Source organism: Pseudoxanthomonas sp. SL93, assembly GCF_026625825.1.
Classification (GTDB): domain Bacteria; phylum Pseudomonadota; class Gammaproteobacteria; order Xanthomonadales; family Xanthomonadaceae; genus Pseudoxanthomonas_A.
The window spans coordinates 1,716,456-1,742,548 of the sequence record NZ_CP113065.1 but is presented as its reverse complement, the minus strand read 5'-3'; the positions used below and the strand labels follow the sequence as shown (position 1 = coordinate 1,742,548).

The 26,093-nt window shown below is 68.5% G+C and carries 25 protein-coding genes and 2 pseudogenes; 10 read left to right on the top strand and 17 right to left on the bottom strand.

The features are described 5' to 3' along the window. Positions 1-10: 10 nt before the first annotated feature. Positions 11-604: a YceI family protein gene (locus OVA13_RS08245; RefSeq protein WP_267793291.1), complete on the bottom strand. Its 594-nt coding sequence runs from the start codon at positions 602-604 to the stop codon at positions 11-13. A gap of 184 nt (positions 605-788) precedes the next feature. Between OVA13_RS08245 and OVA13_RS08240 the strand changes: the two genes are divergently transcribed. The 4 genes and pseudogenes from OVA13_RS08240 to OVA13_RS08225 all read left to right on the top strand — a co-directional run bounded on the left by OVA13_RS08240 (position 789) and on the right by OVA13_RS08225 (position 5,609). Further along, on the top strand, positions 789-2,042 hold the full coding sequence (locus OVA13_RS08240) for a putative DNA modification/repair radical SAM protein (RefSeq protein WP_267793290.1): 1,254 nt from the start codon (positions 789-791) through the stop codon (positions 2,040-2,042). Positions 2,043-2,051: 9 nt separating this feature from the next. Next, positions 2,052-2,849: pseudogene (locus tag OVA13_RS08235) on the top strand (TIGR03915 family putative DNA repair protein); the annotation flags it as partial. Between the two features lie 224 nt (positions 2,850-3,073). Continuing rightward, complete coding sequence (locus OVA13_RS08230) at positions 3,074-3,901, top strand: TolB family protein (protein WP_267793289.1); 828 nt, start codon at positions 3,074-3,076, stop codon at positions 3,899-3,901. Between the two features lie 142 nt (positions 3,902-4,043). After that, positions 4,044-5,609, top strand: coding sequence for a M20/M25/M40 family metallo-hydrolase (locus OVA13_RS08225; protein WP_267793288.1), 1,566 nt, complete (start codon positions 4,044-4,046; stop codon positions 5,607-5,609). A 59-nt stretch (positions 5,610-5,668) separates the two neighbouring features. On the opposite strand, the gene OVA13_RS08220 is transcribed toward OVA13_RS08225, so the two are convergent. Beyond that, complete coding sequence (locus OVA13_RS08220) at positions 5,669-6,064, bottom strand: DUF1428 domain-containing protein (protein ID WP_267793485.1); 396 nt, start codon at positions 6,062-6,064, stop codon at positions 5,669-5,671. Continuing rightward, positions 6,044-6,406: pseudogene (locus OVA13_RS08215) on the bottom strand (DUF1428 domain-containing protein); the annotation flags it as partial. The gene OVA13_RS08220 and the pseudogene OVA13_RS08215, both read right to left, overlap by 21 nt. 151 nt (positions 6,407-6,557) lie before the next feature. Here OVA13_RS08215 and OVA13_RS08210 point away from each other — a divergent pair. Then, the gene (locus OVA13_RS08210) at positions 6,558-7,277 is read left to right on the top strand and encodes a hypothetical protein (RefSeq protein ID WP_267793287.1); all 720 of its coding nucleotides are present in this window, start codon (positions 6,558-6,560) and stop codon (positions 7,275-7,277) included. A gap of 9 nt (positions 7,278-7,286) precedes the next feature. Here OVA13_RS08210 and OVA13_RS08205 read toward each other — a convergent pair whose 3' ends face one another. Next, complete coding sequence (locus tag OVA13_RS08205; RefSeq protein ID WP_267793286.1) at positions 7,287-8,396, bottom strand: DUF1615 domain-containing protein; 1,110 nt, start codon at positions 8,394-8,396, stop codon at positions 7,287-7,289. A gap of 102 nt (positions 8,397-8,498) precedes the next feature. On the opposite strand from OVA13_RS08205, the gene OVA13_RS08200 reads away from it, so the two are divergent. Continuing rightward, on the top strand, positions 8,499-9,182 hold the full coding sequence (locus OVA13_RS08200; RefSeq protein WP_267793285.1) for a GNAT family N-acetyltransferase: 684 nt from the start codon (positions 8,499-8,501) through the stop codon (positions 9,180-9,182). 12 nt (positions 9,183-9,194) lie between these two features. Here OVA13_RS08200 and OVA13_RS08195 read toward each other — a convergent pair whose 3' ends face one another. The 3 genes from OVA13_RS08195 to OVA13_RS08185 all read right to left on the bottom strand — a co-directional run bounded on the left by OVA13_RS08195 (position 9,195) and on the right by OVA13_RS08185 (position 11,700). After that, positions 9,195-10,214 carry a DNA topoisomerase IB gene (locus tag OVA13_RS08195; protein WP_267793284.1) on the bottom strand — a complete coding sequence of 340 codons (1,020 nt, stop codon included), beginning with the start codon at positions 10,212-10,214 and terminating at the stop codon, positions 9,195-9,197. A 13-nt stretch (positions 10,215-10,227) separates the two neighbouring features. Continuing rightward, positions 10,228-10,515, bottom strand: coding sequence for a hypothetical protein (locus tag OVA13_RS08190; RefSeq protein WP_267793283.1), 288 nt, complete (start codon positions 10,513-10,515; stop codon positions 10,228-10,230). A 126-nt stretch (positions 10,516-10,641) separates the two neighbouring features. Then, positions 10,642-11,700 (bottom strand): GlxA family transcriptional regulator, encoded by a 1,059-nt coding sequence (locus OVA13_RS08185; protein ID WP_267793282.1) that lies wholly within the window; start codon positions 11,698-11,700, stop codon positions 10,642-10,644. Positions 11,701-11,800: 100 nt separating this feature from the next. Here OVA13_RS08185 and OVA13_RS08180 point away from each other — a divergent pair, with 100 nt between their 5' ends. Next, positions 11,801-12,559: a sterol desaturase family protein gene (locus OVA13_RS08180; RefSeq protein ID WP_267793281.1), complete on the top strand. Its 759-nt coding sequence runs from the start codon at positions 11,801-11,803 to the stop codon at positions 12,557-12,559. A 252-nt stretch (positions 12,560-12,811) separates the two neighbouring features. Here OVA13_RS08180 and OVA13_RS08175 read toward each other — a convergent pair whose 3' ends face one another. The 7 genes from OVA13_RS08175 to OVA13_RS08145 all read right to left on the bottom strand — a co-directional run bounded on the left by OVA13_RS08175 (position 12,812) and on the right by OVA13_RS08145 (position 17,759). Beyond that, positions 12,812-13,372 (bottom strand): redoxin domain-containing protein, encoded by a 561-nt coding sequence (locus OVA13_RS08175; protein ID WP_267793280.1) that lies wholly within the window; start codon positions 13,370-13,372, stop codon positions 12,812-12,814. A gap of 72 nt (positions 13,373-13,444) precedes the next feature. After that, positions 13,445-14,221, bottom strand: a complete 777-nt coding sequence (locus OVA13_RS08170) for a hypothetical protein (RefSeq protein ID WP_267793279.1) — start codon at positions 14,219-14,221, stop codon at positions 13,445-13,447. 82 nt (positions 14,222-14,303) lie between these two features. Then, positions 14,304-14,957 (bottom strand): MarR family winged helix-turn-helix transcriptional regulator, encoded by a 654-nt coding sequence (locus OVA13_RS08165; RefSeq protein WP_267793278.1) that lies wholly within the window; start codon positions 14,955-14,957, stop codon positions 14,304-14,306. A gap of 95 nt (positions 14,958-15,052) precedes the next feature. Next, a complete protein-coding gene (locus OVA13_RS08160; protein ID WP_267793277.1) occupies positions 15,053-15,580 on the bottom strand; it encodes a hypothetical protein in 528 nt (175 codons plus the stop codon). A gap of 19 nt (positions 15,581-15,599) precedes the next feature. After that, positions 15,600-16,118: a hypothetical protein gene (locus OVA13_RS08155; protein WP_267793276.1), complete on the bottom strand. Its 519-nt coding sequence runs from the start codon at positions 16,116-16,118 to the stop codon at positions 15,600-15,602. Between the two features lie 10 nt (positions 16,119-16,128). Further along, positions 16,129-17,214, bottom strand: coding sequence for an SMP-30/gluconolactonase/LRE family protein (locus tag OVA13_RS08150; RefSeq protein WP_267793275.1), 1,086 nt, complete (start codon positions 17,212-17,214; stop codon positions 16,129-16,131). Positions 17,215-17,351: 137 nt separating this feature from the next. After that, positions 17,352-17,759, bottom strand: coding sequence for a DoxX family protein (locus OVA13_RS08145; protein ID WP_267793274.1), 408 nt, complete (start codon positions 17,757-17,759; stop codon positions 17,352-17,354). Positions 17,760-17,878: 119 nt separating this feature from the next. On the opposite strand from OVA13_RS08145, the gene OVA13_RS08140 reads away from it, so the two are divergent. Continuing rightward, a complete protein-coding gene (locus OVA13_RS08140) occupies positions 17,879-18,769 on the top strand; it encodes a LysR family transcriptional regulator (protein WP_267793273.1) in 891 nt (296 codons plus the stop codon). 16 nt (positions 18,770-18,785) lie between these two features. Here the strand turns inward: OVA13_RS08140 and OVA13_RS08135 are convergent, their stop codons facing one another. Then, complete coding sequence (locus OVA13_RS08135; RefSeq protein ID WP_267793272.1) at positions 18,786-21,989, bottom strand: GGDEF domain-containing phosphodiesterase; 3,204 nt, start codon at positions 21,987-21,989, stop codon at positions 18,786-18,788. 223 nt (positions 21,990-22,212) lie between these two features. Further along, entirely contained in the window at positions 22,213-23,043 is an 831-nt protein-coding gene (locus tag OVA13_RS08130; protein WP_267793484.1) for an alpha/beta fold hydrolase, read from the bottom strand. A 371-nt stretch (positions 23,044-23,414) separates the two neighbouring features. Here OVA13_RS08130 and OVA13_RS08125 point away from each other — a divergent pair, with 371 nt between their 5' ends. Both OVA13_RS08125 and OVA13_RS08120 read left to right on the top strand, forming a co-directional pair. Further along, positions 23,415-23,708, top strand: a complete 294-nt coding sequence (locus OVA13_RS08125; protein WP_267793271.1) for a MoaD/ThiS family protein — start codon at positions 23,415-23,417, stop codon at positions 23,706-23,708. Between the two features lie 3 nt (positions 23,709-23,711). Further along, positions 23,712-24,824, top strand: a complete 1,113-nt coding sequence (locus tag OVA13_RS08120) for a WD40/YVTN/BNR-like repeat-containing protein (protein ID WP_267793270.1) — start codon at positions 23,712-23,714, stop codon at positions 24,822-24,824. A 256-nt stretch (positions 24,825-25,080) separates the two neighbouring features. Here OVA13_RS08120 and OVA13_RS08115 read toward each other — a convergent pair whose 3' ends face one another. Beyond that, a complete protein-coding gene (locus OVA13_RS08115; RefSeq protein ID WP_267793269.1) occupies positions 25,081-25,953 on the bottom strand; it encodes a DUF2608 domain-containing protein in 873 nt (290 codons plus the stop codon). Positions 25,954-26,093 lie beyond the last annotated feature (140 nt).

Sequence of the window (26,093 nt, the reverse complement as noted above, 5' to 3'; positions counted from 1 at the left end):
TGCGTGCCTGCTATTTCGCTGCCGCGTCCACGCGGATATCGGCTTCCACCTGGATGCGCAGGGTGACGTTCATGTCGAAGCCGTAGTCCTTGCCCGCGTCCAGGCCGAACTGGCTGCGGTCGAACACCGCGTGTGCATCGGCGCCGCACCAGTCGCGCTTGTGCAGCGGATGCGGCTGGCACTTGAAGCGGTCGATGGTCAGGGCCAGGGGACGGGTGACGCCATGCAGGGTGAGTTCGCCTTCCACCTTCGTCGGGGCACCCTCGCGGAATTCGACCAGCGTGCCGCGATAGGTGGCTTCCGGGTATTTCGCGGTATCGAAGAACTGCTCGCCCACCGCCCATTCGTTCAGCGCATCCAGCCCGAAATCCACGCTGCGGGCGTCGATGGTCACCTCCACCTGGCCGGTGCCGCGTTCGCGGTCGATCCGCACCTCGCCGCGGCTGCGGTTGAACTTGCCGCGCCACGTGGACATGCCCATGTGGTCCGCCTCGAAACTGGGGAAGGTGTGGCCGGGTTCCAGCACATAGACCTGTTCGGCGGCACTGGCGGCAGCCGTGGCGAAAGCGAGGGCGAGCACGACGGGCAGGCGGAAGCGGGTCATGGCGGTTTCTCCAGTCGGTATGGGCAGGCGTTGTCATGACGACGAACCACGGTGCCATGGATCGACACGGTGATCCATCCGCGCGGATACCACCGCACCGGGTGGGCACGCGGCATCACGATGCTGAACATCGCGGGGTGCACGCCGTCTCACATCGGGAGATGTGGCTGGCTAGAATGGCCGCATGCAACTCAAGGAAAAGCTGGCGATCCTGGCCGATGCGGCGAAGTACGACGCATCGTGTGCGTCCAGCGGCGCAGGCAAGCGGAATTCGCTGGGCAAGGGCGGCATCGGCAGCACCGAAGGCATGGGCATCTGCCACTCGTACACGCCGGACGGGCGCTGCGTGTCGCTGCTGAAGATCCTGCTGACAAATTTCTGCATCTACGACTGCGCCTACTGCGTCAACCGCGTTTCCAGCAACGTGCCGCGCGCGCGCTTTGCCACCGCCGAGGTGGTGCGGCTGACGCTGGAGTTCTACAAGCGCAACTACATCGAGGGTCTGTTCCTCTCCAGCGGCATCATCCGCAACGGCGACTACACCATGGAGCAGTTGGTGGAGGTCGCGCGCAGCCTGCGCGAGGATCACCGTTTCGCCGGCTACATCCACCTGAAGACCATTCCGGAGGCCTCGCCGGAGCTGCTCGCCGCCGCCGGCCGTTATGCGGACCGGCTAAGCATCAACGTGGAGCTGCCGACGGAAGAGGGGCTGAAGCAGCTGGCGCCGCAGAAGCAGGCCCAGGGCATCCGCGATGCGATGGGCGAGTTGCACACGCGCATCCTGGCGGCGAAGCCCTCCCGTCAGGAGGCGCAGCCCAAGCGCAAGCGTCCGCCGAAGTTCGCGCCAGCCGGGCAGAGCACGCAGATGATCGTGGGCGCCGACGCCGCGGATGACCGCGCGATCCTGGTCGCCAGCGATGCGCTGTACAGCCGGTTCCGCATGCGTCGCGTGTACTACTCCGCCTTCAGCCCCATTCCCGACGCGTCCACGCAGCTCCCGCTGCGGGCGCCCCCGCTGCTGCGCGAGCATCGCCTGTACCAGGCGGACTGGCTGCTGCGGTTCTACGGTTTCGACGTGCAGGAGATTGTCGGCGATAGCGGCCCGCAGGGCGGCGGCATGCTGGACCTGGACATCGACCCCAAGCTTGCCTGGGCGCTGCGGCATCCGGACCGGTTCCCGGTCGATCTCAACACCGCGCCACGCGAGATGCTGCTGCGCGTGCCCGGCCTGGGTGCACGCAACGTGCAGCGCATCGTCGACTCGCGCCGGCAGGGCCGGCTGCGCGTCGCCGACCTGGCCCGGTTGCGCGCGCCGCTGCAGAAGGTGCTGCCGTTCGTGGTGCTGCTGGACCACCACCCGCGCCAGCGCCTCGACGATCCGGCGCGCCTGCGCCGCGAACTGGCGCCGGCGCCGCGCCAGGCTGATCTGTTCGGCTGACGCATGTCGATGTTCCGCGCGACGGTGACGCCGGCCTGGGACCTGGATGCCTGGCGCACGCAGGCGCGCCACGCCTGGGAGGCGCAGCTTCCGCCGGAGTCGGTGGAATGGCAGGCCGATGCGCAGGGCGAACTGCTGGGGGGCGCCTCCGTGATCGACCAGCCGGTGCAGCGGACGGGCCTGTCGGTGCCGGTGGACTTCATGGCGTTCGCCGCGTCGGTGCTGTGCCATCGCGATGCCGGCCGGCACGCGCTGCTCTATCGCCTGCTCTGGCGCATCGGCAACGGCGAGCGCGCACTGCTGGACCGTGCCACCGACGCCGACGTGCATCGTGCGAACCGCTGGGCGCAGGCGGTCCGGCGCGATACGCACAAGATGAAGGCGTTCGTGCGCTTCCGGCAGGTGGATGGCGAGGACGACACTTACCTGGCCTGGTTCGAGCCGGACCACTTCATCGTCGATCGCGTTGCGCCGTTCTTCATGCGCCGCTTCGCCGGCATGCGGTGGGCCATCCTCACGCCTTATCGCAGCGTGCAGTGGGACGGTGCGCAGCTGTGGGCAGGCGAGGGCGCGCAACGCGCCGATGCACCCACCGATGATGCCGAGGACGCGCTGTGGCGCACGTACTACGCCAATATCTTCAATCCCGCACGCCTCAACACGCGGATGATGCGGCAGGAAATGCCGCAGAAGTACTGGAAGCACCTGCCTGAAACGCACCTGTTGCCGGACCTCATCCGCGAGGCCGGCCGGCGCGTGCGCGAGATGGACGAGCGGGAGGCGCAGGCACCGCGCCGGAAGATTCCACAACGTCTGCGGCGGGTCGAGGACTGAGCGGCCTCCGTTGAAACATGCTCAAGGCAGGGTTGCGGAATGCTCACTACATGCCGCCTCGTCCGGACCTTAGGGTCGCACCTGATCCAGGGAGGTCCACCGTGTCGATACGTCTGCTGTCGCTGCTTCCATGCGTGTTGCTCGCGGCCACGTCCCGCGCGGCGTCCGTGCCGGATAGCGAAGGACCCGCGGCCCCCGTGCGCTGGACGCCCCCGGCGCTGTCCACCGACCAGTATGAGTCCTCGCCGGTGTTTTCTCCCGACGGTCGTGAGCTGGCCTTCTTCCGTGCACCGCCCGCGTTCGATCGTTACCGGCTGCTGATCTCACGCTGCGACGGCGCGCAGTGGGGTAGCCCACGCGAGCCCGCGTTCGCGGGCCCGGCGAACGCACTGGAGACCGATCCCGCGTACAGCCCGGACGGCGCCTGGCTCTACTACGCGAGTGACCGCACGACCTCGGGTGACCTGGATATCTGGCGCGTCGCGCGCAGGGCGGACGGAGGTTGGGGTGAACCGGAGCGACTTCCCGCACCCGTCAACACGCCTCAGACGGAGCTGCTGCCGCGTCCGCAGGCGGACGGACGCCTGCTGTTCGGTTCGCACCGTCCGGGTGGCCTGGGAGGCCGCGATCTCTACTTCGCCACGCCCCGCGACGGCGGAGAATGGGACGTGGCTCCGTTGCCGGCGCCCGTCAATACCCCCGGCGACGAGTACGAAGCCGACCTCGCACGCGATGGGCGCGTGCTGGTGGTGGTGGCCAACCGTGGCGAGCGCTCGCACCTTTACGTGTACGACCGCGACGGTGACGCGTGGCGCGAACGCGGTCGCGTACCTGCGCGCGATGACGTCTTCCAGGTGGGCCCCCTGTTGTCGCCCGACGGAAACCGACTGCTCTTCGCCCAGGCCCACGACGCCGCGTCGGGCGAGTTCTTCCTCGTTGACCTGGCGCCGGGAGCCGATGCTGCGTGGCCCCCGGCGTGCAAGGATCCGCCGCGCCAGGACGCCACGGGGGCAGAAAGGCGCTAGCCCGTCGGCGAGACGCCGGGCCAGCTGGGAGATTCCTTCTTCTGAGCGCGACGTAGTGGACGCAGCAGGCGCTGGTTCACGTCGCAATCCATGCGAGCCGCCTCGTGTATGGTTCGACCATCGTGACCAACCGGGAGTGATGATGTCCAGCCTGCGTGTAGTGTCGTCCAGTCTTGCGCTTGCGCTGTCGTGCGCGACCGCGCTGTCTGCCCATGCCGCTGATTCGCCGCGGCCCCTGTACGACTGGTCCACGACGGAACGCTTCGATGCCTCCCGCGTACCCGCCTACGCGGGCAGGCACGATGCGGTGTACGCCCGCATCGACGCGGACATGGATGCGCATATCGCGAACCTGCAGCGCTGGGTGAGGCAGCGTTCCATCAGCGCGCAGGACGACGGCATCGACGCGATGGCGAACCTGGTCGCCGACGACCTGCGCGCGCTGGGCTTCGCCGAAGTGCGGCTGGTGAAAACGCCCGGGCATCCGGGCGTGCTGGGCTATTACGACGCGGGTGCCGAGAAGACGCTCGTGGTCTACATGATGTACGACGTGCAGCCGGTGGAGGACAACTGGCAGATCGATGACCCGTTCGCCGGATCCCTGGTCAAGCACGAGCGCGGCACGGTGCTGATGGCGCGTGGCGCGACCAACCAGAAGGGCCCGCAACGCGCGTTCCTCAATGCGCTGGACGCGATGATCAAGACCAACGGCACGCTGCCGGTGAACCTGTACGTGGTCGCCGAGGGCGAGGAAGAACTGGGTTCGCCCAACTTCGGCAAGGTCATCGAGCCGTGGGTCGAGCGGTTGCGCAAGGCCGATGGCGCGTTCTTCCCGATGAACATCCAGCGGCCCGATGGCTCGGCATCGCTCAACCTGGGCGTGAAGGGCATCGTCTACTTCGAACTGGAATCGAAGGGTGGCGCGTGGGGCGGTCCCGCCAAGGCGGAGGTCCACGGATCGTTGAAGTCGCTGGTGGATTCGCCCACGCTGCGGCTGGTGCAGGCCATCGCCTCGATGACCACGCCCGATGGCAACACCATCACCATTCCCGGTTACTACGCACCGGTGAAGGCGCCGGCGGCGGAACAGCAGCGGCTGATCAACACGCTGGCGGCCGAGGCCGACGACAGCACCATGCAGCGCAGCCTCGGCGTGTCGCACTGGATCGACGGACTGAGTGGCCGCGAAGCGATCGTGCGCAACCTGTACGACCCGACCCTCAACATCAACGGCCTCTGGAGCGGTTACACAGGCGAAGGCACCAAGACCATCCTGCCGCACATCGCCACCGCCAAGATCGATTCCCGGTTGCCGCCAGGCCTGGAGCCTGACGACGCTTACCGGATGATCCGTGCGCACCTGGATGCGAACGGGTTCAAGGACGTCGTCGTGCGGCCGATGTCCGGCTATCCCGCGGCATCGACCTCGGTCGAAGCGCCACTCGTGCAGGCGATGCTGGGCGTAATGAACAAGTACGGGGCGAAGACGCGCGTATCGCCATGGCTGGCGGGCAGCGCGCCGTTCCACCAGTTCACGCGCACGCTGGGCCTGCCGTTCGTGTTCGGTGGACTGGGTTACGGGACGGGCGCGCACGCACCCGACGAATTCATGCTGCTGCATCCCGCGGAGGGCGTGAAGGCGGCGGGGCTGGCCGACATCGAGAAGTCCTACGTGGACATCCTGCACGCGCTGTCGGAAGCGCCGTGAAGCGGTGATGCGATGCGCACGGCCCGCCACGACGGCGGGCCATGCCATCGCAGCGCGGCCTACTTCTGCAGGGCCACCACGGGCGCGAATCCTCCGAACACCATGCGCGGGCCGTCGAACGGCATCGGCGGGTTGTCGGGATTGGAGGGATCCATGCGGGGGTCTTCCATCATCTTCTTCATGCCGGCATCGCGGGTGGCCTTGTCAGGCCATTCCACCCACGAAAACGCGACCGTCTCGTCTTCCTTCGCCTGCACGGCCTTGCGGAAGTCGGTGACCTTGCCTTCGGGCACATCGTCGCCCCAGCCCTCGATGATGCGTGTCGCGCCATAGCCCATGAAGATGGCGTCGAAGGTGTTCGCGTAGTCGGTGAAGGCCTGCTTGCCCGCCGTGGGCGCGGGCAGGATGAAGCCGTCCACGTAGCTGGTGGGCGCGGACGGGCTGCCGAGTTCCACGGTCGGGGCGAAGCCGCCATAGATCAGGCGCGTGCCGTCGAAAGGCATGGGATTGGTGCCCGGGCTCAACCGCGGGTCCTTCATCGCCGCGGCCATGCCGTTGTCGCGGCTGGCCTTGTCGGGCCACTCGATCCACGAGAACACCACCGTCTCGTCGTCCTTGGCCTGCACGGCACGATGGAAGTCGGTGACCTTGCCATGCGGCACGTCGTCACCCCAGCACTCCAGCACGCGCGTGGCGCCATGGTCGATGAACACTGCATCGCCAGCGTTGGCGTGGTCGATGAATTTCTGCTTGTTGGCCGTCGGCACGGCGGCCACGAATCCGTCGATGTAAGGCATGGAACTCTCCGGGTTGTCGGCGCCGGGAATGACGCCTTCCTGAACGCGACGAACGACGGTGGCGGAATTCGACAGGCGGCTGGCCGGTACCGGACGACGCGGGCGTTCAACCTGCCACGATTCCGAATAAGGTGGCGTGATGGCGGTAACGATGAATGGGGCCGCGGCAAGGCGGCCCGGCCTGTGGGGCGTAGGCAGCGTGGTGTGGATATGGGCGCTGGTGGCGCTGGTGCTGGCGGGCTTCTGGAAGACGTATTTCAGCCGCTTGGGGCTGGCCGACCTGGTCACCCACCTGCATGCGGCGTTCATGGGCGCGTGGATGGTGATGCTGATTGTGCAGCCGTGGCTGGTGCGGACGCGCCGCATGGCGCTGCACCGGCAGGTGGGACAGATCTCGTACGGATTGATGCCTGGCGTGCTGCTCTCCGCGCTGTGGCTGTCGCAGCTGCGCATGGCCGCCGCGCCACCGCAGATGTTCGGCCTGCAGTCGATGCTGCTGTACCTGGGCATGGCGGCCACGGTGATGATGGCGGTGTTCTGGGGCTTGGCCATCCGCCACCGCCGCGATCCCGCGCTGCATGCGCGCTACATGGTGGGCACCGCGCTGGTGCTGATCGATCCCGCCATGGCCCGCCTGATGCTGGCCCTGTTGCCGGAAGGCGCACGCTTCAATCCTTCGTGGGGCGGCTACGGCCTGACCTTCGCCATCCTCGCGCTGCTGATGTGGTCCGAGCGCAACGCGACGCATGGCCGGGGTGTGTTCCGTTTCATCACGGCGGTGTTGGCGGTGAATTTCGTGCTGATGCACGTGGTGCCGGGAACACAGCCGTGGCAGGAGTTCGCGCGCTGGTGGGGCGCACTGGCGGCGTGACGCCCGGCGTCAGCGCTGCATGCAGTGGCGGTAGCGTTCGTCCACGCGGGTCGCGAACCAGGCGGTGGTGAGCTCGCGGGTGATCTTGGGGCTCTCCAGCCGGATGCCGGGGATCATCGCGCGTGGCAGCGGCTTGCCGGCGCGCGCTTCGGCCAGCGCATACACGCGCGCGTACAGCGGCGTATCGTCGAACGCCAGGTGCGTGCCACGTTCAAGGGCCTGGCGGATGTCGCGGTCGTCCATCCGCAGGTCGCCGGCCAGCGTGCGCACGGCGCGTTCGGTCTGGCCCGGCTTGTCCATCGGTGCGCCGGGGGTGAGCAGGTCGCCGTCCAGCGCCAGTGGAATGCCGGTGGCGGTGGTGACCGCGTTCTGGAACGCGGCATTGCGGCTGGCGTACCAGCCCGCGTTGAAATCGGCGAAGCGATGCACCTTGCGCGTGTAGGGCGTCTGGTAGCCCAGCAGGTGGGCGATGCCGAAATACATGCCGCCGCGACGGGTGAACACTTCGTCGCGGATGCTGCCGTCCACCGGATACGGATAGCCGGCGGCTTTCGATTCCGCGAATGGAATGCCCACCTGCATCGGGCCGCCGGTCTGCACCGGGTTGAAGTCGGCGAACAGGCGCTTGCCCAGCGGCACGCTGCCGATCAGGTCCTGGTAGATGTCACTGAGTTCGCGTTCGGTGCGCACGCGCTGCAGGCGCTCGTTGTAGCTGCGGCCGTCGGGCGAGCGGATCGCCAGCGCCGCGCTGACCATGAAGGCGGGCACATGCAGCGCGGCGGCACGGCGGTCGATCTCGCCCCGCGCGATCTTCGGCAGGTTGGCGACTTCAGGATTGGCCACATAGCCCGATTCCTGCTCGGTGACTGCCAGCACGGCGCAGATGTTCTCGCTGTTCGGCTCGATGCGCTGCGCGGCGAACGCCGCCTGGATGTCCGCGGCCCAGCCCTGGCGGTCGACGACTTTCGCCGGCATGCGCCGGACGATTTCGCTGCGCACATCGGTGGGTGGGCGCGTGGGCGGCGGCAATGGCGCGGTGGCGCAACCGGCCAGCAGCAGGCAGCAGAACCATGCAACCGGCAAGCGGCGGCGGAAGGCGATAGGCGATACGGATGGCATGCGTGCAGCATACGGAGTGGCCGGCCGGGATGCACCCGCTGGCGGCGGAGTGTGATCCGAGCGCGATGCCGTGGATAATCGAGCGGCCAGCACGCGAGCGACATGATGATGGATGCAGGACTCGACAACCCGTTCTGGTCTGCGCTGCAGACGATCCACCGCGATCTCGCCGAGACGCGCGGGCCGGTGGCGCGTTATCCGGCGGAGTACGCACCCTTCGCCGGCGTCGCCTCGCCCGACGGGGATTGCGGCGACGCGCTCGAAGCGCTGACAGGCGAGGGCGAGACCGTTTATCTCCTCGGCATCGCCCCGCGTGCGGTACCGGCGGGCTGGCAGTTGCAGGCCTTCCGGCCACTGGCGCAGATGGTGTGCGATGCGCCGCTGGTGGTGACCGAAGGGCCGGAGATCATTCCGTTGACGGAGACACATAGACGCGATGTGCTCGCCCTGACCGCAAAGGTGTATCCGCACTACTTCCGCACGCGCACGATGTCGCTGGGCCGTTATTTCGGCATCTACCAGGACGGGCAGCTGGCGGCGATGATCGGGGAGCGCCTGGGCACCGATGCCAGCCGCGAGATGAGCGCCATCTGCACGCATCCGGATTTCAATGGACGCGGCTACGCGCGCCGGCTGACGGCCTGGCTGACCAACGACACGCTTGCGCGCGGTGTGCAGCCCTTCCTGCACGTGAGCCATGAGAATCCGCGCGCGAAGATCCTCTACGAACAGATGGGCTACCGCGTCCGACGCGACATCGGCTTCTGGTCGCTGCAGCGGGGCTGATGCGTCGCCCGCTCAGGCGCGTGCGGCAGGCGCGCGGTGCGCGCGCTTGAGGAAACGGATCGCCGCCTGCTCCCATTGCCGGGGACCCTTCGCGTGGCGGGCGGCGGCGTGCAGGCTGCCATCCTCCCAGCCGCGGAACACCGCCGGATCCACGTAGCTCTTTTCGCAGATGCGCACGGTGTTGCCGAGGATGGCGGCGGTGTCCTTCAGTACGTCCAGGCGGACGCGGGTGCGTGCGGCGGCATCCTGCCCGTCGTCCGGGGCGGGGATCGCCGCCAGTGCGCGGAAGGCGAACAGGGTGGCGCCCCACGTACGGAAATCCTTGGCAGTGTAGGGCCCGCCCAGCCGTGCCTGCAGGTAGTCGTTGACGTCACCGGAACTGATGCCGTGCAGCTGCTCCCCCTCGCGGTACTGGAAGAGCGCCTGCCCGGGCAGTTGCTGGCAGCGTCGCAGCAGGCGAACCAGCCGGTCGTCACTCACCGTGGATTCCAGCGCCCGTCCGCCCTTTCCGCGGAAGGCGAAACGGACCTGGCCCGAGGCGATGAAGCGCGCGTGCTCGTTGCGCAGCGTGGTGATGCCGTAGGAGCGGTTCTGCTTCAGGTAGCTGGCATTGCCGACGCGCAGCAACGTCTGGCCAATCAGCGCGACCACCAGCGCGATGACCTTGTCGCGCGGAAAGCCCGACAGGGCCAGATGCTGGTTGATCTGCCTGCGCAGACCCGGCATCGCCTCGGCGAACGCGATGATCCGTTCGAACTTGCTGTCGCCGCGTTGCGCGTGCCATGCCGGGTGGTAGCGGTACTGCTTGCGCCCGCGTGCATCGCGTCCCGTCGCCTGCAGGTGGCCATGGGCATCCCGACAGATCCACACATCGGTGTAGGCCGGCGGGATGGCCAGGCGGCGGATGCGGTCCAGCGTGGCCTCGCCGGTGACGCGCCGTCCGCGCGCATCCAGGTAGGCGAAGCCGTTGCCGGTGCGCCGCCGGCGCAGGCCGGGCATGGTGTCGGAAGTGTAGACCAGCGATGCACCCACGTGGCGGTCCCTGTCAGAATTCGTCCACGTACTCCAGCACCAGGCCGTGCTGGTGCGCCACCTGCTCGGCCATCTGCCTGAGGTCGTCGTGGCGCGCCGTGGCCGCCTCGATTTCCAGCGCGTGCAGTGCGCCGCCGGTGTCGTCGGGCAATCCGGCCGAACTGGAATCGTCGTCGTCCATGTGCGGCATCAGGTCCGCGATCTCTTCGACGTGTTCGACACCGTCGATACCGTGAAGGGCGCTGACCAGGGCATCGAAACCCGTTTCGGTACCGGTGACACGCAGGCGGAAGAAAGCCATGGGGAATCCTGTAGGGGCGTCGCGCCGCGTGCTCGACCGGCGTGGTGACGGGGACCTCAGGCTAGGACGCGCGCCTGACAGGACGCGTGAAAGCGGCGGACGCGCGCGGGCGGCGTTGTCCCGCCGTTAAGGCGAAGGATTCCGTTGCGACGTTTGCGTGACGTCCTGCAGCATCCGGCGCATGCCACCGAATCGGCGCCGGTACTGCGCCGGCGACAGGCCCACCTTGCGCTTGAACAGGCGGCTGAAGTACGCCGCGTCCTCGTAGCCGACGGATTGCGCGATCGCTTCCACGGGCGCGTCGGCGGATTCCAGTTGCTGCTTGGCTTCTTCCAGCCGCAGCGTGTGCACGTACTCGATCGGCGACAGGCCCGTCGCCTGCTGGAAGCGGCGGGTGAAGGTGCGTTCGGCCAGGCCGCTGGCCTGCAGCATGCCGGCCACGGGTGCGGGCGTGTCGTAGTGCTCCGCGATCCACACCTGGCATTGCGAGATCACCGCGTCCGACGACGTGCGCGAGCGGGCAAGGCTGGCGAAGGGCTGCTGGCCGTTCTGGTGCCAGTCGATCAGGAACACCCGCGCGGTCTGCATCGCGCATTCGATGCCGGCCACGCGCGCGATGAGGTACAGCGCCAGGTCCTGCCAGCTGGAACCGCCGCCGCCCATCACCAGCCGCTGGTCCTGTCCCGCGGTGACCACCACGCGCTGGGGATGGACCTTGACCCGCGGATGGCGCGCGGCCATCGCCTCGCAATAGGCCCAGTGCGTGGTGGCATCGTTGCCATCCAGCAGGCCCGTATCCGCCAGCAGCAGCGCACCGGTGCAGGCGGCGGCGATGACCGAGCCCCGCGCATGGCAAGCGCGCAGCCAGGCGGCCTCTTCGTCGTGGTTGCGCAACGCGATGTCGCTGGGATACACCGCCAGGTCGGGGATGCAGATGAAGTCGGGCGAGGGCAGGTCGCGCATCGCGACTTCCGGGGTCACCACGATGCCGTTGATCACCGGCAGCGGCGCGGTGTCGCGTGCCACCACGACGGGACGGAACACCGATGTGCCGGGTGGCTGGCCGATCATCGCAGGCCAGTCGCGGCCGGCGGAATTGAACAGGTCGTACATGCCGTAGAGCACCGATGCGGCGGCACCGTGCGTGGCCAGCAGGGCGATGGTGGGCGGGTCGCGGCGCGTCATGACCGAAATGTCAGGTTGTCGGCGGAAATGGCTGCGGGACGGAACGGGCGGCGCCCGTATCGTGCGGCCTCCCCCGTAGTAGACCAGAGCCCCTGCCGTCATGCCATCGCCCATCGAACTGCTGCTGCACCCCGTCTCGTTGATCTTCTTCGCCATGTACGCCGCGCTGATGCTGTGGGAGGCCGTCGCGCCTGCCCGCCCGCTGCCGCGCGTGGCCCGCTGGCGCACGCGCGGACTGCTGGCCGCGGTGTTCTATTTCCTGCTGTCCTCCTACCTGCCGCTGCTGTGGACCGGCTACCTGCTGCCGTTGCAGCTGTTCGACCTGAGCCACCTGTCGTGGCCGGTGGGTGGGCTGGTGGGCCTGCTGGTCTACCAGGCCTGCGCCTATGCCTGGCACCGCGCGCTGCATGGCGTCGATCTCATGTGGCGCTTCGGCCACCAGATGCACCACAGTGCCGAACGGCTGGATACCTTCAGTGCGTTCTGGTTCAGTCCGCTGGATACGGTGGGCTGGACGGCCGTCGGCAGCCTGGCGCTGACCGTCATCGTCGGCCTGAGTGCGGAAGCCGCCACGGCCGCCTTGCTGACGGCGTCGCTGCTGGCCATGGTCACGCATACCAACGTGCGCACGCCGCGCTGGCTGGGCTGGTTCATCGAGCGCCCCGAGATGCATTCCTGGCATCACGCGCGCGGCCTGCACCGCCAGAACTATTCCGAACTGCCGGTGTTCGACATGCTGTTCGGCACGTACCACAACCCGCGCGACTTCGCCCGCGAGACCGGCTTCCATGACGGCGCATCCTCGCGCGTCATCGAGATGGTGATGGGGCAGGATGTCACCACGCAGGCGCGTGGTTGAGCGTGTCGTGCTGATGGTGGCGATGGCAGGCAGCGCCTGCCGTCGCCATCAAGGGAAGACCGCGCCCGCGACGATGGCCATGCTCATGCCGAGGCCCACGAAGGCCAGGCGTGGCAGCCAGGAGAAAGTGGGGGCATGGGCGGACTTCATGGCTCGTATCTCAACGCGTGGCACGCGAACGTGCCGTGAAGATTCCCCTGTCCCTCTGGAAACGCCCGTGCGGGCGCCAACCGGCCAGCCGGAACGGCGGATTCAGACCGACGGTACGGCGCAGCCGTCGGCCGTGCACGCGGTTGCCGCCGCGGCTGAACGGTCTTCGCTTTCCGCGCTGACCAGGGCCTGCGCCTCATGTACCAGCGACGCGATCTGCGCGCCCAGCACCAGGTCGCTGACCTGGCCGAAGTGCTGGTGGCGGATGCGTCCCTGCGCGTCGATGAGGGTGAGCGTGGGCGTGCCGCGCATCGCATAGGCCTGCATGGTCCGGGGGATCGGCCCGTGCGTACCGGGGCGGTCCACGCCGACCGGGAAACCGATGCGGTACTCGTGCAGGAAGGCCTGCAGCGACACCGGCGTCATCGCGTCATGGTGCTCGAACACGGTGTGCAGTCCGATCACGGCGACCTGGTCGTCGGGAAACGTGGCATGCACGCGCGCGGCCTGCGGCAGGCCGTGCGACACGCAGCCGGGGCAGAGCATCTGGAAGGCTTCCAGCACGATGACCTTGCCGCGCAGCGACTCCAGGCTGATGGCTTCGGATGTGTTGAACCAGCGGTCCACCTGCCAGGGTGGCGCCGGTCGGGTTTGCGTTGTCATGGGGGTGATCTCGTGATGCGCGGCGGCGAACGGTCCGGGAGGCGGACCGTCACCGCTGGCGCGTACAGCGGTTTACTGGTTGGGTTTGCCGGGCAGGCTCAGGTTGCCGGAAGCGACCTTGAACACGTCCACCACGCACAGCAGCGGCGCATGCACGCTGGCATTGACGCGCAGGCCGGCGGTGACGCCGTCGAAGCTGCCCGCGGTGACCACGCCGATGTCGTCGAACGGCACCTTCACTTCCACCGTCTCGGCGTTGAGCGTGGGGCTCCAGCCCGGGCTGTCGAGCAGGATCGGGAAACCCGGCCACGTCTTCGGCAGGCGCGGCTTGCTGCCTTCGGGAATGTCGACCACGGCGAGCGCGCCGGGGCCGCAGGCCTCGTTCGGCTTCAGCACGACCCAGTGGCTGTGCCAGAGGTTGCCGTCGTTGTCGAGCTTGCCGTCGCCGTTCTCGTCGTACAGCGGCGTGTCGTCGAAATCCGGATGCGCGGTGACCGCCATCGCCAGGATGCCGGCGCCCTTCTCGAAGCCGACTTCGTACGGATCGATCGTGGTCGGCCACACGTAGGAGAACACGTCGCTGCCGGCCAGCTTGCCGGTGGCGGCGGGCGTGCTCTTGCCGGCCTTGCCGGACACGGCCATGTGGAAGGTGGCAATGTTCTTCTCGGTGGTGATCTTGGTGTGCACGATGTCGAAATCGGCGACCACGGCCTTGTCGGCGGCGGGCTTGATGCCGCCGGTGTGCGGCTTGCCGTCATGGGCCTGCAGGCCGCCGACGACCAGCGCCAGCGCGGCCGCCAGTGCGAAGCGTGTCGTGGATGTTTTTTTGCGGGATGTGTTCTGGCGCATAATCGAATTCCTCTTGCTTGCTCTTGCAGGGTGGGTGGGAGGTACCGGGCGGCGTCCGATGGCAGTCGGGCGCCGCCCATCTTCATTCCGCCTGGAGCGGAGTCGGTTGGCGGAAGCGGTCGGCGCTTCCAAGCCGTCGTACGTCATCGGCGGGTTGCTGTTCCGCGCAGTCCATGCGCAGCTCGGCGTCACCGAACGGCACGCCGAGGAACGCGCACACATGCGGCTTGCCCGGTGTTTCCGATGCGAACGGACGGAAGAACGTGCAACCCAGGCAGGTGCGCAGGCCGGTGGCCAGGCCTTGCTCCTGCGCCTGGTGGACCAGCAGCTGGGTGACGCGCAGCAGTGCGCCCAGGTCCGCTTCGTCAAGCGCTTCGACCAGCGAGCCCAACCCCTGGTCCGGGCGCTGCAACTGCGTGGCCACGCGCGAGCCGGCCGGCGTGAGGCGCACGAAGGATGCACGCCTGTCGTCGGGGTCCGGGACCCGGAGGATCCAGTGCTTGGCCTCCAGCGCTTTCAGCGAGTCGCTGAGACTGGCCGCCGACACGCCCAGCCGCTCGGCGATCTGGCGGGCGCGCAGTCCGTCGCCCAGGCCCTGCAGCATGCGCAGCACCGCCGCCTGGGTGGGCGGCAGCGAAGGCGTGCCGTCCTGGCGCCAGGACTGCGCGCGCGCCAGGGTGGCCAGCTGCTCAAGGCCGAGTGCGGCTTGCCTGCGACGGTAGGGAGCATTGATCATGGACGATAAGTTAGGAGTCCTAACTATTATTGTCAATGACCGTTCGTCGGGGTGCGTCGGCAGCACCGGCGTCATTCGTGGAGTGGCGCGGTGACTCACCACCGCATCATGGGCAGCGGGGCCCACGGATGATGGCGCAGCCGGTGCAGGCCGAGTGCCAGCAGGCGGCGATGGAACCCCGCGTCGGGGAAGCGTGCCTGCACGTCGCGGATGAACGCACGTGGCACCCCATACCGCAGCATGCCGCCGGAAACATCGATCCAGTCGGCGCGACGGAAGGCTTCCACCCGGGGTGAGACGGATGCGCGCGTGAGCTTGTGGTGCAGGTCGATCATGGCGGTGATCTCGCCACGCCAGTGCGTCCGGTCGTGCGCGTGCAGATACGCATCCGCCAGGATGATCGAGGGCGGCAGGTAGTCGAACGTGCCCGCCGTCCAGATGCCCAGGTCGTGGAATGCCACGGCGATGCAAAGCTTCTCCAGTTCATCGTCACTGCCCGGATGCAGGTACCAGCAGAAGTTCGCCACGCGGTACGCATGGTGGCGGTAGCCGGTCGCATCCGGGCCGATGGCGGCCGCGTGGAGCTGCAGGATGGCGTCGAGCGTCGGCAACGTGGTCAGCACGGCCGCCATCCCCGCTGACCTACCTGTTGCTGGCCAGCGGCGAGTGGATGGCCGATGTCCTGCCGCGACGGATCGCCCGGACCTGCAGTGCCATCACCACCAGGAAGACCAGGTACGCCCCGCCCACCAGCTTCTGCAGCAACGGGTCCTGCGGGCCGGACACCAGGGGCGCGCCGATCGGCACGCGCGTCAGCGTTTCGGTGAAGCCGGGGATGAAATGGAAGTACACGGTCAGCGTGAACGCCAGCGACGAGAAGACGTGCCGCCATGAGCCGGCGATGGCGTTGCGCCCGAGCAGCCACGCGCCGGCCAGCACGATCAGCGTCAGCACGGTCAGCCCGTGTGCTTCGCTCAACTTGCCCGTGCGCATCAGGAAGAAACTGGTGATGCAAGTCGCCACGGTGAACCACGTGTAGGTCTTGCCGAGCGGGGTGGCATAGCGGATGTCGTGGTAACGCAGCAGCCCGTACAGGCCGCCGAACAACGAGACCAGGCTGATGGCGGTATGGAACCAGCCGAACGGGGTGATGTTGAGCATGGGATGTTCCTCAGTGGGCAGGCGGAGGCGGATCGGGAAGATCGAACTGCATGAGGTTCCAGCGGGTGACGTCCTCTTCCCACTCGTCGCCGGTCGCGGCGCTGAGCGGCAGGGCCAGGTTGGCCACGATCATGCGACGGCCCTGCACGGCACTCGCCGCCGGAAACAGCAGGGCACGCGGTGCGCCCTGAGCGTCCACGCCGAGGAAATCGCCCGCGCGATGACGGGCGCGACCGCGCTCGTCGATGGCGACAAGGGTGTCGATCTGGTTGGCCGACACCCACAGCAGCCCCGCATGGAACAGCAGCCCATCCGCACCATAGACACCATCGGCGAGTATCTCGAACGGGCCGTCCGGCATCCGCTTGCGCAGCACGCGGCCGTCGCCGGCGTTGTTGACGTAGAGGATGGACTCGTCGGCGTTGAACGCCATGCCGTTGGCGCCGAACGGCAACGCGCCGGTGGTGCCGAGCAGCGGGTCACGCGCGAACACCTCCACCGTGCACGGACGGCAGGCGGCCGCGTTCGCGATGCGGTAGATCGCACCCTGGAACGAATCGGACACGTACAGCGTGCCGGCACGGTCGAACACCATGCCGTTGATGGCCGGAAAACCCTGCGACCCGAACGTGATGGTGTCCTGGCTGCCATCGGGATTGTCGATGCGCCGTGACGGCGGTGCCGCCGGCGACAGGGCCGCGAAGGTGGCGACCTCCTCGATGGGGCTGTCCGCGTCGAAACGCGCCGGCAGGCGCTGCAGTTTCGATGCGCCGAAGTTCAGCACATAGACGTGGCCTTCGTGGAAGGCCACCCCGGTGAGCGGTGTCGGCCCGAAGCGACGCTGCGCCAGCAGGCGACCGTCGGCGGCGAAGCGCAGCAGCTGGTTGTCGCGCGTGGATTCCGGTGTGCGTGCGTCGAAGGTGCCGACGTAGACCTCGCCGGTCGCCGGATCGACGTCCAGGCTTTCCGGATGACGCGCATCCGACGGCAGCGTGGCGAATGGCGTCACCGCCAGGCGACCGGCATCCGCCGCGATGGAAGACGACGCGATCAACAGGAGGGCGATGCCGAGGGCGAACAGGACGCGACGACGCATGGCGGGCTCCCATTAGGCGTAGCGCTCAGGCTGTCATGGCATTCCCGTTGCGGCTTGTACCGGCGTGCGGGCAAGCTGCGGAAATGCAGAACGCCGGCATGTGCCGGCGTTCGGGTGATGCATGGAGCGGTCGCGCTTCAGCGGTTGTCGATGCTCCAACCGCCGGCACCGCGGGCCGCCAGCGTGATGAAGCCGCCGGCCAGGGCGAAGTTCTTCAGGAACATGATCTGCTGGATCTGGTCACCCAGGTTGCTGTGGAAGAGGACCGCGCTGGCGATCGAGAACACGGCCAGCAGGCTGGCGACGATGCGGGTCCTGTAGCCGGCGACGATGGCCAGGCCGCCCAGCACTTCCAGCGCGATGACCAGTGGCAGCAGCGCGCCGGGGACGCCGACGGAGGCCATGTAGCCGGCGGTGCCGGCGTAGGCGGCCAGCTTGCCGAGGCCGGAGATGATGAAGAGCGACGCGAGCAGGCTGCGGCCGACGAGGTCGGCGGCGCCATGCAGGGCGGGAACGCGGGTGGTGGTGACGGTAACGGTGGACATGGTGGACTCCGGGAAATGGGGTGGTGGGGGGTGCAGCGGGTACGGAGCGCAGGTTAGGCCGTGGCGATGCATCCCGGAAGCCTATATATTTCGATGATATCCATCGTTTGGAGCGATACATGCTCGATGCCGTCACGCTCGACCAGCTCCGTACCTTCATCGCCGCCGCCGAACAGGGCAGCTTTTCCGCCGCGGGCCGCAAGCTGCGACGTGCGCAGTCGGTGGTCAGCCAGACGCTGGCCAACCTCGAACTGCAACTTGGCGTCACCCTGTTCGACCGCAGCAGCCGCTACCCGCAGCTGACCGAAGCCGGCCGCCTGCTGCTGCTCGAAGCGCGTGCGGTCGCCGAACACATGGACACCTTCAAGGCGCGCGCCCGCAGCGTGGCCGAAGGACTGGAGCCCGAACTCTCGGTGGCCGTCGACGTGATGTTCCCGATGGATGCGTTGACGCGTGCCGCCGCGCACAGTGGCAACGCATTCCCGCACACGCCGCTGCGCCTGTACGTGGAAGTGCTGGGTGGCGTGATCCAGCCGGTGCTGGACGGCACCTGCCGGATCGGCGTGGTGGGGTCGCTGCCGGAGCTGCCTGACGACGTGGTGGCGGAACCGCTGCTGTCGGTGCCCTTCGTCACCGTCGCCGCACCCGCGCACGCGATGGCCGGCGTGCGCGGCACCGTGCCGGTGAAGACCGCGGCCAAGCACGTGCAGCTGGTGCTTACCGATCGCACGCCGCTGACGTCAGGCCGCGATTTCGCGGTGCAGTCACCGTTGACCTGGCGGCTGGCCGATCTCGGTGCCAAGCATGCCTTCCTGCGCGCGGGCCTGGGCTGGGGCCACATGCCGCTGCACATCGTCGAAGAGGACCTTGCCGCAGGCCGCCTGAAGCGCCTGCGCATTGCCGACGCCGATCCGCGCTACGCCCAGATGCCGATGCGCGCGGTGTGGCGCAAGGACACCCCGCCCGGTCCCGCCGGGCGCGCGTTCATGGCGCAACTGCGCGCGGGCTGACGCGTCCGCGCGTGCTTCAGGCCATCGCCTGCCGCAGCTCGCCGCGGGCGAGGGCGGTGGCCTCGTCGACTTCCATCGGACGGCCGAAGAAGTAGCCCTGCATCTCGTCGCATCCCATCTGCTGCAGCGCATCCATCTGCTGCTGGGTCTCCACGCCCTCGGCGATCACGCGCAGGCCCATTTCGCGTGCCAGCACGACGATGGTGCGCGCGATGGCACGGTCGGTACTTTCGGTGGCGATGCCGTCCACGAAGCTGCGGTCGATCTTCAGGATGTCCAGTGGCAGGCGTTGCAGGTACGACATGCTGGAATAGCCGGTGCCGAAGTCGTCCAGCGCCAGGCGCACGCCCAGGGCATGCAGCGCCTGCAGCATGTGCTGGGCCGCCCCCATGTCTTCCACCAGCACGCTTTCGGTCAGTTCCAGCGTCAGCGCGTCGGCCGGCAACGCGTGGCGACGCAGGCAGTCGGCGATCCACGGCGCCAGCGTCGGTTGCCCGAACTGGCTGGGCGACAGGTTGACCGCCATGGTCAGCTCACGCAGCCCCATCGCACGCCATTGCGCCAGTTGCTGGCAGGCCTGCTCCAGCACGAAATGGCCGATGTCCTCCATCAGGCCAGCGCTTTCCGCCAGCGGGATGAACACCGAGGGCGGCACTTCGCCCCAGCCGGGATGGCGCCAGCGCGCCAGCGCCTCGAAGCCGGTCAACTGCAGCGTGTCGCCGGCGACAACGGGCTGGAACGCCAATCGCAACTGACCCCGGGCGACCGCCTCGCGCAGGTTGGTGACGCGGCTGAGGCGATCGCTGGCCTGTTGCTGCTGGCCGGGCGAGGGCAGTCGCACCTGGTTGCGGCCGGCGCGCTTGGCAAGATGGCGCGCGTCGTCGGCACTGCGCAACAGGCTCTGCATGTCGTTGCCGTGCTCGGGCGCATGCGCCAGCCCGATGCTGGCGGTGACGGTGAACGTGGGATGGGTGGAATACAGCGCGATCGGCTGGCCCACGGCGCGGCGCACTTCCTCCGCCAGGCGGGTGAGCTGGTCGATGTCGGTGTCGGGGTAATGGATCAGGAAGCCTTCCCCGCCGTAGCGGTAGACCTGCGCATCTTCCATGCACGCGCCGATGATGCGCTGGCCCATGCGGCGCAGCACTTCATCGCCGCCGTCATGGCCGAAGGAATCGTTGACCATGCCGAAGCCATCCAGGTCCACGATGGCCAGGCCGTGTCCGCGCTGGCCGGGCGAGCCGATGCGTTCGGCGATGGCGGTGGATTGCGCGGAAAAGCGCGGCAGTCCGGTGGCGCTGTCCATGGCGGCGGCATCGGTCAGGCGACGCTGCGCATCCAGCCGGCGCTCGGTTTCCAGCAGCAGCGACTGCGCCGATTCCGCCGCCTCGCGCGAACGCCGCCGCGAGATGTCGAACAGGAACAGCACGAACGAGATCAACAGGCCGCTACTCAATCCGCCGACGACCAGTGCGCGCGGCAGCGCGAACGATGTCACCGACGGCGGCGCCCACACGTCCAGGTGCACGTCGTGGCCCGCCAGTGGCAGGTCCAGCGTCGTCAGTGGGTCGCCCGTCGGCTGGCCCTGTTCGACGACCCGCATGCCGGGCGAGGTCGCGCGCACCGGCCGGTCGGACAGCACCGCCTTGTTGAGCGTGCTGATGAAGTCTTCCAGCGCGATGAATCCCTGCGTGCGCCGGCCCGCATTGTCGACCGTCAGCCACCAGCCGCCGGGCACGTCCTGCAGATGGCCGTCGCGCGCCACGGGCATGGCCGGCGAGGGCGCCACGGGGGCGCTGAAGCCCGGCAGCACCCAGCGGAACTCGGCATCGGGGCCGCTGCTGCGCACCACCCGGAAGCCGCCGTAGGTGCGCACCATGTCATCGACGTGCTGATGGAACAGCATTTCGGCGCGTTCGGGATGCGCGCTTGCCAAGGACGCGGACAACTGGCGCATCGCGCCGCGACGCAGTTCGATGCCGCGCTCGAAGGTGGCGGCGGCGCTGGCCATCTGGGTTTCCATCACGCGGCGTGCCATGGCGTCGCGGTCGGCGGTCGCGGCGACCCAGTACATGCCGCCCAGCAGCAGCGCGGCCGCCATTGGCAGCACGCCGAACAGGCGGTCGCGCAGCGAACTCTCCCCGGCCACGGCCAGCGCCAGCCCCAGCGTGACCAGCTGCAGCGCCGCGGTCAGGGAGATCTGGTAGATCGACATGCCTTCGCGGTGGTAAGGCAGCTGCATCAGCAGGCCCAGCGCGGCCATGCCCGCGACCGAGGCCATCGCGATGCCCAGGCCACGCACCAGGCCCCAGCGCAGCGCACCCCCGCGCTGCCCGTCCAGGGGCACCAGCATCACGCCCAGCCAGGCGGTGAGCACGCCATAGTCGGTATAGCCGCCGATCAGCGGCGTGGTCGCACGCGGCAGCCACCCCCACTGGAACAGCCAGGTGTTCAACGGCGTCGTGATGCCGCCGCGCGTCTGCAGCAGCGTCAGCAACAGGGGCGCCGCCACCAGCGCCAGCAGCCAGCCGGCCGCCACGGTGCGGCCGTGCTGCCGGCACAGCAGGGCGATGCCCAGCAACGCGACGCTCAAGGTGGAAATGGGCCGCATGGGTGGGTAGTCCACGCCCATCTTGCCGATCAGGCTGCCTTCGGCATGCCAGCCCACCAGCGCCAGCACCGCGAAGGCCAGCACGATGGCCACCAGTTCGGTAGACAGGGGCAATGTGCGGCCGGCACGCAGCGCGGGCGTGTTGACCAGCAGGAACAGGGCCAGCGCCGACAGCGCCACCGACCAGCCGATCTCGTTGTCGGGGCCGCCGGCCTGCAGCACGCCCAGCACCGGCTGCACCGCCAGCAGCAACAGCAGGGCGGCGAACACGCGCAGGAGGAATTCAGTGAAGGCATGGTCGCGCAGGCGCACCCACAGGATGCCCGCGGCGGCGAACAGCACGCAGTTGCCGGCCAGGGAACCGTTCTGCACCGCGTGGATCAGCAGCAGCGCCGTCATCGCGACGGCCATCAGCAGGCGCACGCGCTTGTCTTCGGTACGCCAGGTACCGATGACCATCAGCACGCCCACCAGCGGCACGCTCTCGTCCAGCAGGCTGCCACGACCCGTGCCCAGCGCGGTGAAGCCGGCCGCCAACAGCCAGGCCAGGCCGGCCGAGAAGCGCTGTGCCCACTGGACGGGCCGGCGGAGGTCCTGGTGTATCGCCAATGCATTCCCCTGGAGGGCCGACAGCCCCTGCACTGTGATACCCAAATCGTCGTCGCACCGCAACTGCCGGGTTGCGGATGCGCGAACGCATTGCCCACTTCCGCGGCGCGCCGCTAAAGCCGCGCGGCATCCTTCCGATAACGGCAGCAAGAGGCCCCTATTCCCGCCCCGGGAACGAAGACGCCCCGCCCGGTCTCTCTCCCGGGCGGGGCGTCGGTGGTGGTCAGGCCTTGACGAACGCCAGCATGTCGGCGTTGAGCTTGTCCTTGTGCGTGTCGGTGATGCCGTGCGGTGCACCGGCATAGACGATCAGCTGGCTGTTCTTGACCAGCTTGGCCGAGGCGCGCGCGGCCGCGTCGATGGGCACGATCTGATCGTCGTCCCCGTGGATGATGACGGTCGGCACGTCGAACTTCTTCAGGTCCTCGGTGAAGTCCGTCTCGGAGAACGCCTTGATGGAGTCGTACGTGTTCTTGTGCCCGCCCTGCATGCCCTGCATCCACCAGGCATCGATCACGCCCTGCGAAGGCTTGGCGCCGGGACGGTTGTAGCCGAAGAACGGTCCGCTGGGGATGTCCTTGAACAGCTGCGAACGGTTGGCCAGCAGGCCGGCGCGGATGCCGTCGAAGACATCGATCGGCAGGCCGCCCGGGTTGGCGTCGGTCTTGACCATCAGCGGCGGCACGGCGGAGACCAGCCCGGCTTTCTTCACCCGCTTCGTGCCATGGCGGCCGATGTAGCGGGCGACTTCGCCACCGCCGGTGGAGAAGCCGAACATGGTGATGTCCTTGACATCCAGATGGTCGAGCAGCTGCGCCAGGTCATCGGCGTAGTGGTCCATGTCGTTGCCGTCCCAAGGCTGGCTGGAGCGGCCATGGCCACGCCGGTCGTGCGCGATCACGCGGCAGCCGTTGGCGGCCAGGTGGTACATCTGCGATTCCCAGCTGTCCGACGACAGCGGCCAGCCGTGGCTCAGCGTCACGACCGGCCCGTCCTTCGGGCCCCAGTCCTTGAAGTACAACTCCACGTTTTCTTTGGTGGTGAACAGACCCATGGTTTTTCTCTCGACGTTGGGGGGAAGGGAAGGCGTTGCGACGGGGGCATCCGGCGTGCCGGAGGGCGAACATGCGGCCAGCGGCAGCATCGCGCCCGCCGCCAGCACCGCACCGGCCACCATCAGCTGGCGGCGCGTGTCGTCGATGGTGTCGGAAGGGGGGAGGACGGGCATGTGAAGTTCCGGAGGGGAGGGTCGTTGGCAACCGGCGCGCAAGCCGCCGCGCGGCGCACCCGGACACGATTCCATCGTCGGCACCGGCGCTGATTGCACCGGCGTGCGCAGTTGCATGGCGCGCGTGCTGCAGCGCTTTGCGGCGCATGGCGGCGGGGCGTATGCTCGCCCGCATCCCAGGGCCACCGGAACGGCGCATGGTGAAGATCGTCGTGGCACCTGCGCTGGCACGCTGGCTGCCGGCATCGGCCGGGCCGCAAGGGCACGGGTTCTCGCTGGACGTGGCGGCCACGCGCGTGGATGAAGCGCTGCAGGCCCTGTTCGAGCACCATCCGGGCCTGCGCGGCTACGTGCTGGATGAACACGGCGCCGTGCGCCACCACGTGGCGGTGATCGTGGATGGCGAGGCCATCACCGACAAGCACCGGCCCGTGCAACCGCTGCGCGATGGCAGCGAGGTGTACATCATGCAGGCACTCTCGGGAGGCTAGGCCATGTCGCAGGCGTTGCTGGTATCCACGCGCAAGGGGCTGTTCGTGCTGCGGCCCACCGCCGCCACATGGCGGATCGAGCGCGAGTGCTTCCTGGGCGACAACGTGTCGATGGCGTTGGCGGATCCGCGTGACGGCAGCTGGTATGCCGCGCTGGACCTGGGCCACTTCGGCGCCAAGCTGCACCGCTCGCTCGACGCGGGGCAGAGCTGGCAGGAGATCGCCGTGCCGGCGTACGCCGCCGGCGACGAGGTCGTCACCGGCGACGGCAAGCCCGCGCAGCCGGCGGCACTGCGGCTGGTGTGGTCGCTGGAAGCGGGCGGCGCTGCGCAACCGGGAAGGCTGTGGGCGGGAACGATCCCCGGCGGCCTGTTCCGCTCCGACGACCATGGCGGAAGCTGGCAGCTGATGCGCGGCCTGTGGGACCGCCCGGAGCGGCGCCAGTGGTTCGGCGGCGGTTACGACCATCCCGGCATCCATTCGATCTGCGTGGATCCACGGGACGCGCGCTGCGTCCGTGTCGCCATTTCCAGCGGCGGTGTCTGGTGCACGCGGGACGATGGCGACAGCTGGGTGCAGACGGCCGACGGCATGTTCGCGGCCTACTGGCCCGGCGATCAGGCACACGACCCCAACATCCAGGACGTGCACCGCATGGTGCAGTGCCGTGACGCGCCGGAGGCCTTCTGGGCGCAGCACCACAACGCCGCCTATCGCAGCACGCAGGGCGGTGCGCACTGGCAGGACCTTCCCAACGTGGTGCCGTCGGTCTTCGGTTTTGCCGTGGCGGTGCATCCGCGCGAGCCCGACCGCGCCTGGTTCGTACCGGCGGTGAAGGACGAGCGCAGGTTCCCGGTGGATGCGCGGCTGGTGGTGGCGCGCACGATGGATGGCGGCCGCAGTTTCCAGGTGTTGCGGTCGGGGCTGCCCGACATGCCGTCGTACGACCTGGTCTACCGGCATGGGCTGGCGATCGACGGCAGCGGAGAGGTGCTGGCGATGGGGTCCACGACCGGTGGCGTCTGGACCAGCGTGGACCAGGGTGAACACTGGCACGCACTGGCCGCACGACTGCCGCCCGTCCACGCGATGACGTTCGCAGACCGTTCCGCCTGAGGACACCGTCGCGCGCCGCCGCGGTTCGTGAAGTCGATGCGTACGTTTCCATCACGCCATCTGACTGGACCGGCGCCTACGATCTCCGACCATGCCGGGGCGCCGCGCACCGCGGCCATGGAGACACGCCGGTGAGCCGCATCTTCCTGCCACGCCGGGCAGCGGGATGCCGGCCCGCCGGCGTCATGTGCAGGCGCACGCCCCGGCGCCCGTCGTCCGCGAGGCGGCTTGCCCGCCGCCGCTTCCCGCTACGCGATCAGTACGCGCACGCGCCGGCGTCCAGCCGCTTCAGGCGCTCGGGTGCGGTGGCTTTCAGCAGGGTCCGCCAGGCTTTCCACGCGTCGCTGCCCTGGCGTTGCAGTTTGCGGTCCAGCGGCTTGCCGTCTTCGGGAAGTTTCGTGACACGCGTGTAGTGCAGGCCGTGGTAGCCGATCGCCGTGCCGCGCAATGCGGATTGCATGTCGGTGATATTGCCCTCGCCATCGTCCACCAGCACCACCCGCTGGTAGCGCTGCATCAGGTCCAGTCGCTCCAGCAGGTCGAGCAGCATCACGCCTTTGTCCTGTCCCGCGACCATGAAGAGTCCGTCGTGGTAGCTGACGGTGACGCCCGGCGACGAAATATCCGGCCGCCACTCGTGGATCATGCCCACCGCCTTGCCGTCCAGCGGGTCCGGCATGCGGTAGCCCGCATGTTCGAGTTCGCGCACCGTGGCGGCGCGGGCGCCGGGGCTGCGCGCGGTGAGGATCAGCTTGTCGATGCCGATGCCGTTGACGAGCGAAGGCGCATCGTCCTGCGTGGCGCGCTGGGTGCCGGCTTCGTGCGCCAGCGCCAGCACATCCCAGAGGCAGGGCACGCGCTGTTTATCGTCGCTGGCGAGGCCGCGCTGCCAGCTTACCCAGCTGTCGCTGCCGAAAAAGGTGGTCGACGTCAGCAGGGTGTCGTCGATGTCGAAGACCAGCAGGGTGCTGCGTTCGCCATTGTCCGCGAGCACGTCGCGCAGGGCCTGCAGGTCGTCCGAAACCCCGACGGTCGATTCCGCCGGTACGACGACGGCGGGAGGAACTTCGGCGGTACTGACGCAGGCCGTCAGTGCGAGGACGAGCAGGGCAGGCATGAAGGCGCGCATGGCGTGGCTCCCGGAGGAAAGGGAAGGCCGCACGCGACGCCACGTTCAAGGTGGCGACGCCGGTTCGCGCGCAGGCAATCCCCCCAACGCGTCGCCCCGCATGAGGCGGACAGCATGCCGACGGGCGGCGTACCGTGTCG

What these genes read in the sequence shown, in the direction of transcription:
- OVA13_RS08170 (WP_267793279.1), bottom strand. Translation starts at nt 14,221, where the DNA reads ATGCGCCAGAACACATCCCGCAAAAAAACATCCACGACACGCTTCGCA.
- OVA13_RS08120 (WP_267793270.1), top strand. Translation starts at nt 23,712, where the DNA reads ATGTCGCAGGCGTTGCTGGTATCCACGCGCAAGGGGCTGTTCGTGCTG.
- OVA13_RS08155 (WP_267793276.1), bottom strand. Translation starts at nt 16,118, where the DNA reads ATGCTCAACATCACCCCGTTCGGCTGGTTCCATACCGCCATCAGCCTG.
- OVA13_RS08175 (WP_267793280.1), bottom strand. Translation starts at nt 13,372, where the DNA reads ATGACAACGCAAACCCGACCGGCGCCACCCTGGCAGGTGGACCGCTGG.
- OVA13_RS08165 (WP_267793278.1), bottom strand. Translation starts at nt 14,957, where the DNA reads ATGATCAATGCTCCCTACCGTCGCAGGCAAGCCGCACTCGGCCTTGAG.
- OVA13_RS08245 (WP_267793291.1), bottom strand. Translation starts at nt 604, where the DNA reads ATGACCCGCTTCCGCCTGCCCGTCGTGCTCGCCCTCGCTTTCGCCACG.
- OVA13_RS08145 (WP_267793274.1), bottom strand. Translation starts at nt 17,759, where the DNA reads ATGTCCACCGTTACCGTCACCACCACCCGCGTTCCCGCCCTGCATGGC.
- OVA13_RS08225 (WP_267793288.1), top strand. Translation starts at nt 4,044, where the DNA reads ATGTCCAGCCTGCGTGTAGTGTCGTCCAGTCTTGCGCTTGCGCTGTCG.
- OVA13_RS08140 (WP_267793273.1), top strand. Translation starts at nt 17,879, where the DNA reads ATGCTCGATGCCGTCACGCTCGACCAGCTCCGTACCTTCATCGCCGCC.
- OVA13_RS08150 (WP_267793275.1), bottom strand. Translation starts at nt 17,214, where the DNA reads ATGCGTCGTCGCGTCCTGTTCGCCCTCGGCATCGCCCTCCTGTTGATC.
- OVA13_RS08115 (WP_267793269.1), bottom strand. Translation starts at nt 25,953, where the DNA reads ATGCGCGCCTTCATGCCTGCCCTGCTCGTCCTCGCACTGACGGCCTGC.
- OVA13_RS08205 (WP_267793286.1), bottom strand. Translation starts at nt 8,396, where the DNA reads ATGCCATCCGTATCGCCTATCGCCTTCCGCCGCCGCTTGCCGGTTGCA.
- OVA13_RS08125 (WP_267793271.1), top strand. Translation starts at nt 23,415, where the DNA reads ATGGTGAAGATCGTCGTGGCACCTGCGCTGGCACGCTGGCTGCCGGCA.
- OVA13_RS08200 (WP_267793285.1), top strand. Translation starts at nt 8,499, where the DNA reads ATGATGATGGATGCAGGACTCGACAACCCGTTCTGGTCTGCGCTGCAG.
- OVA13_RS08210 (WP_267793287.1), top strand. Translation starts at nt 6,558, where the DNA reads ATGAATGGGGCCGCGGCAAGGCGGCCCGGCCTGTGGGGCGTAGGCAGC.
- OVA13_RS08180 (WP_267793281.1), top strand. Translation starts at nt 11,801, where the DNA reads ATGCCATCGCCCATCGAACTGCTGCTGCACCCCGTCTCGTTGATCTTC.
- OVA13_RS08130 (WP_267793484.1), bottom strand. Translation starts at nt 23,043, where the DNA reads ATGGGTCTGTTCACCACCAAAGAAAACGTGGAGTTGTACTTCAAGGAC.
- OVA13_RS08185 (WP_267793282.1), bottom strand. Translation starts at nt 11,700, where the DNA reads ATGACGCGCCGCGACCCGCCCACCATCGCCCTGCTGGCCACGCACGGT.
- OVA13_RS08190 (WP_267793283.1), bottom strand. Translation starts at nt 10,515, where the DNA reads ATGGCTTTCTTCCGCCTGCGTGTCACCGGTACCGAAACGGGTTTCGAT.
- OVA13_RS08240 (WP_267793290.1), top strand. Translation starts at nt 789, where the DNA reads ATGCAACTCAAGGAAAAGCTGGCGATCCTGGCCGATGCGGCGAAGTAC.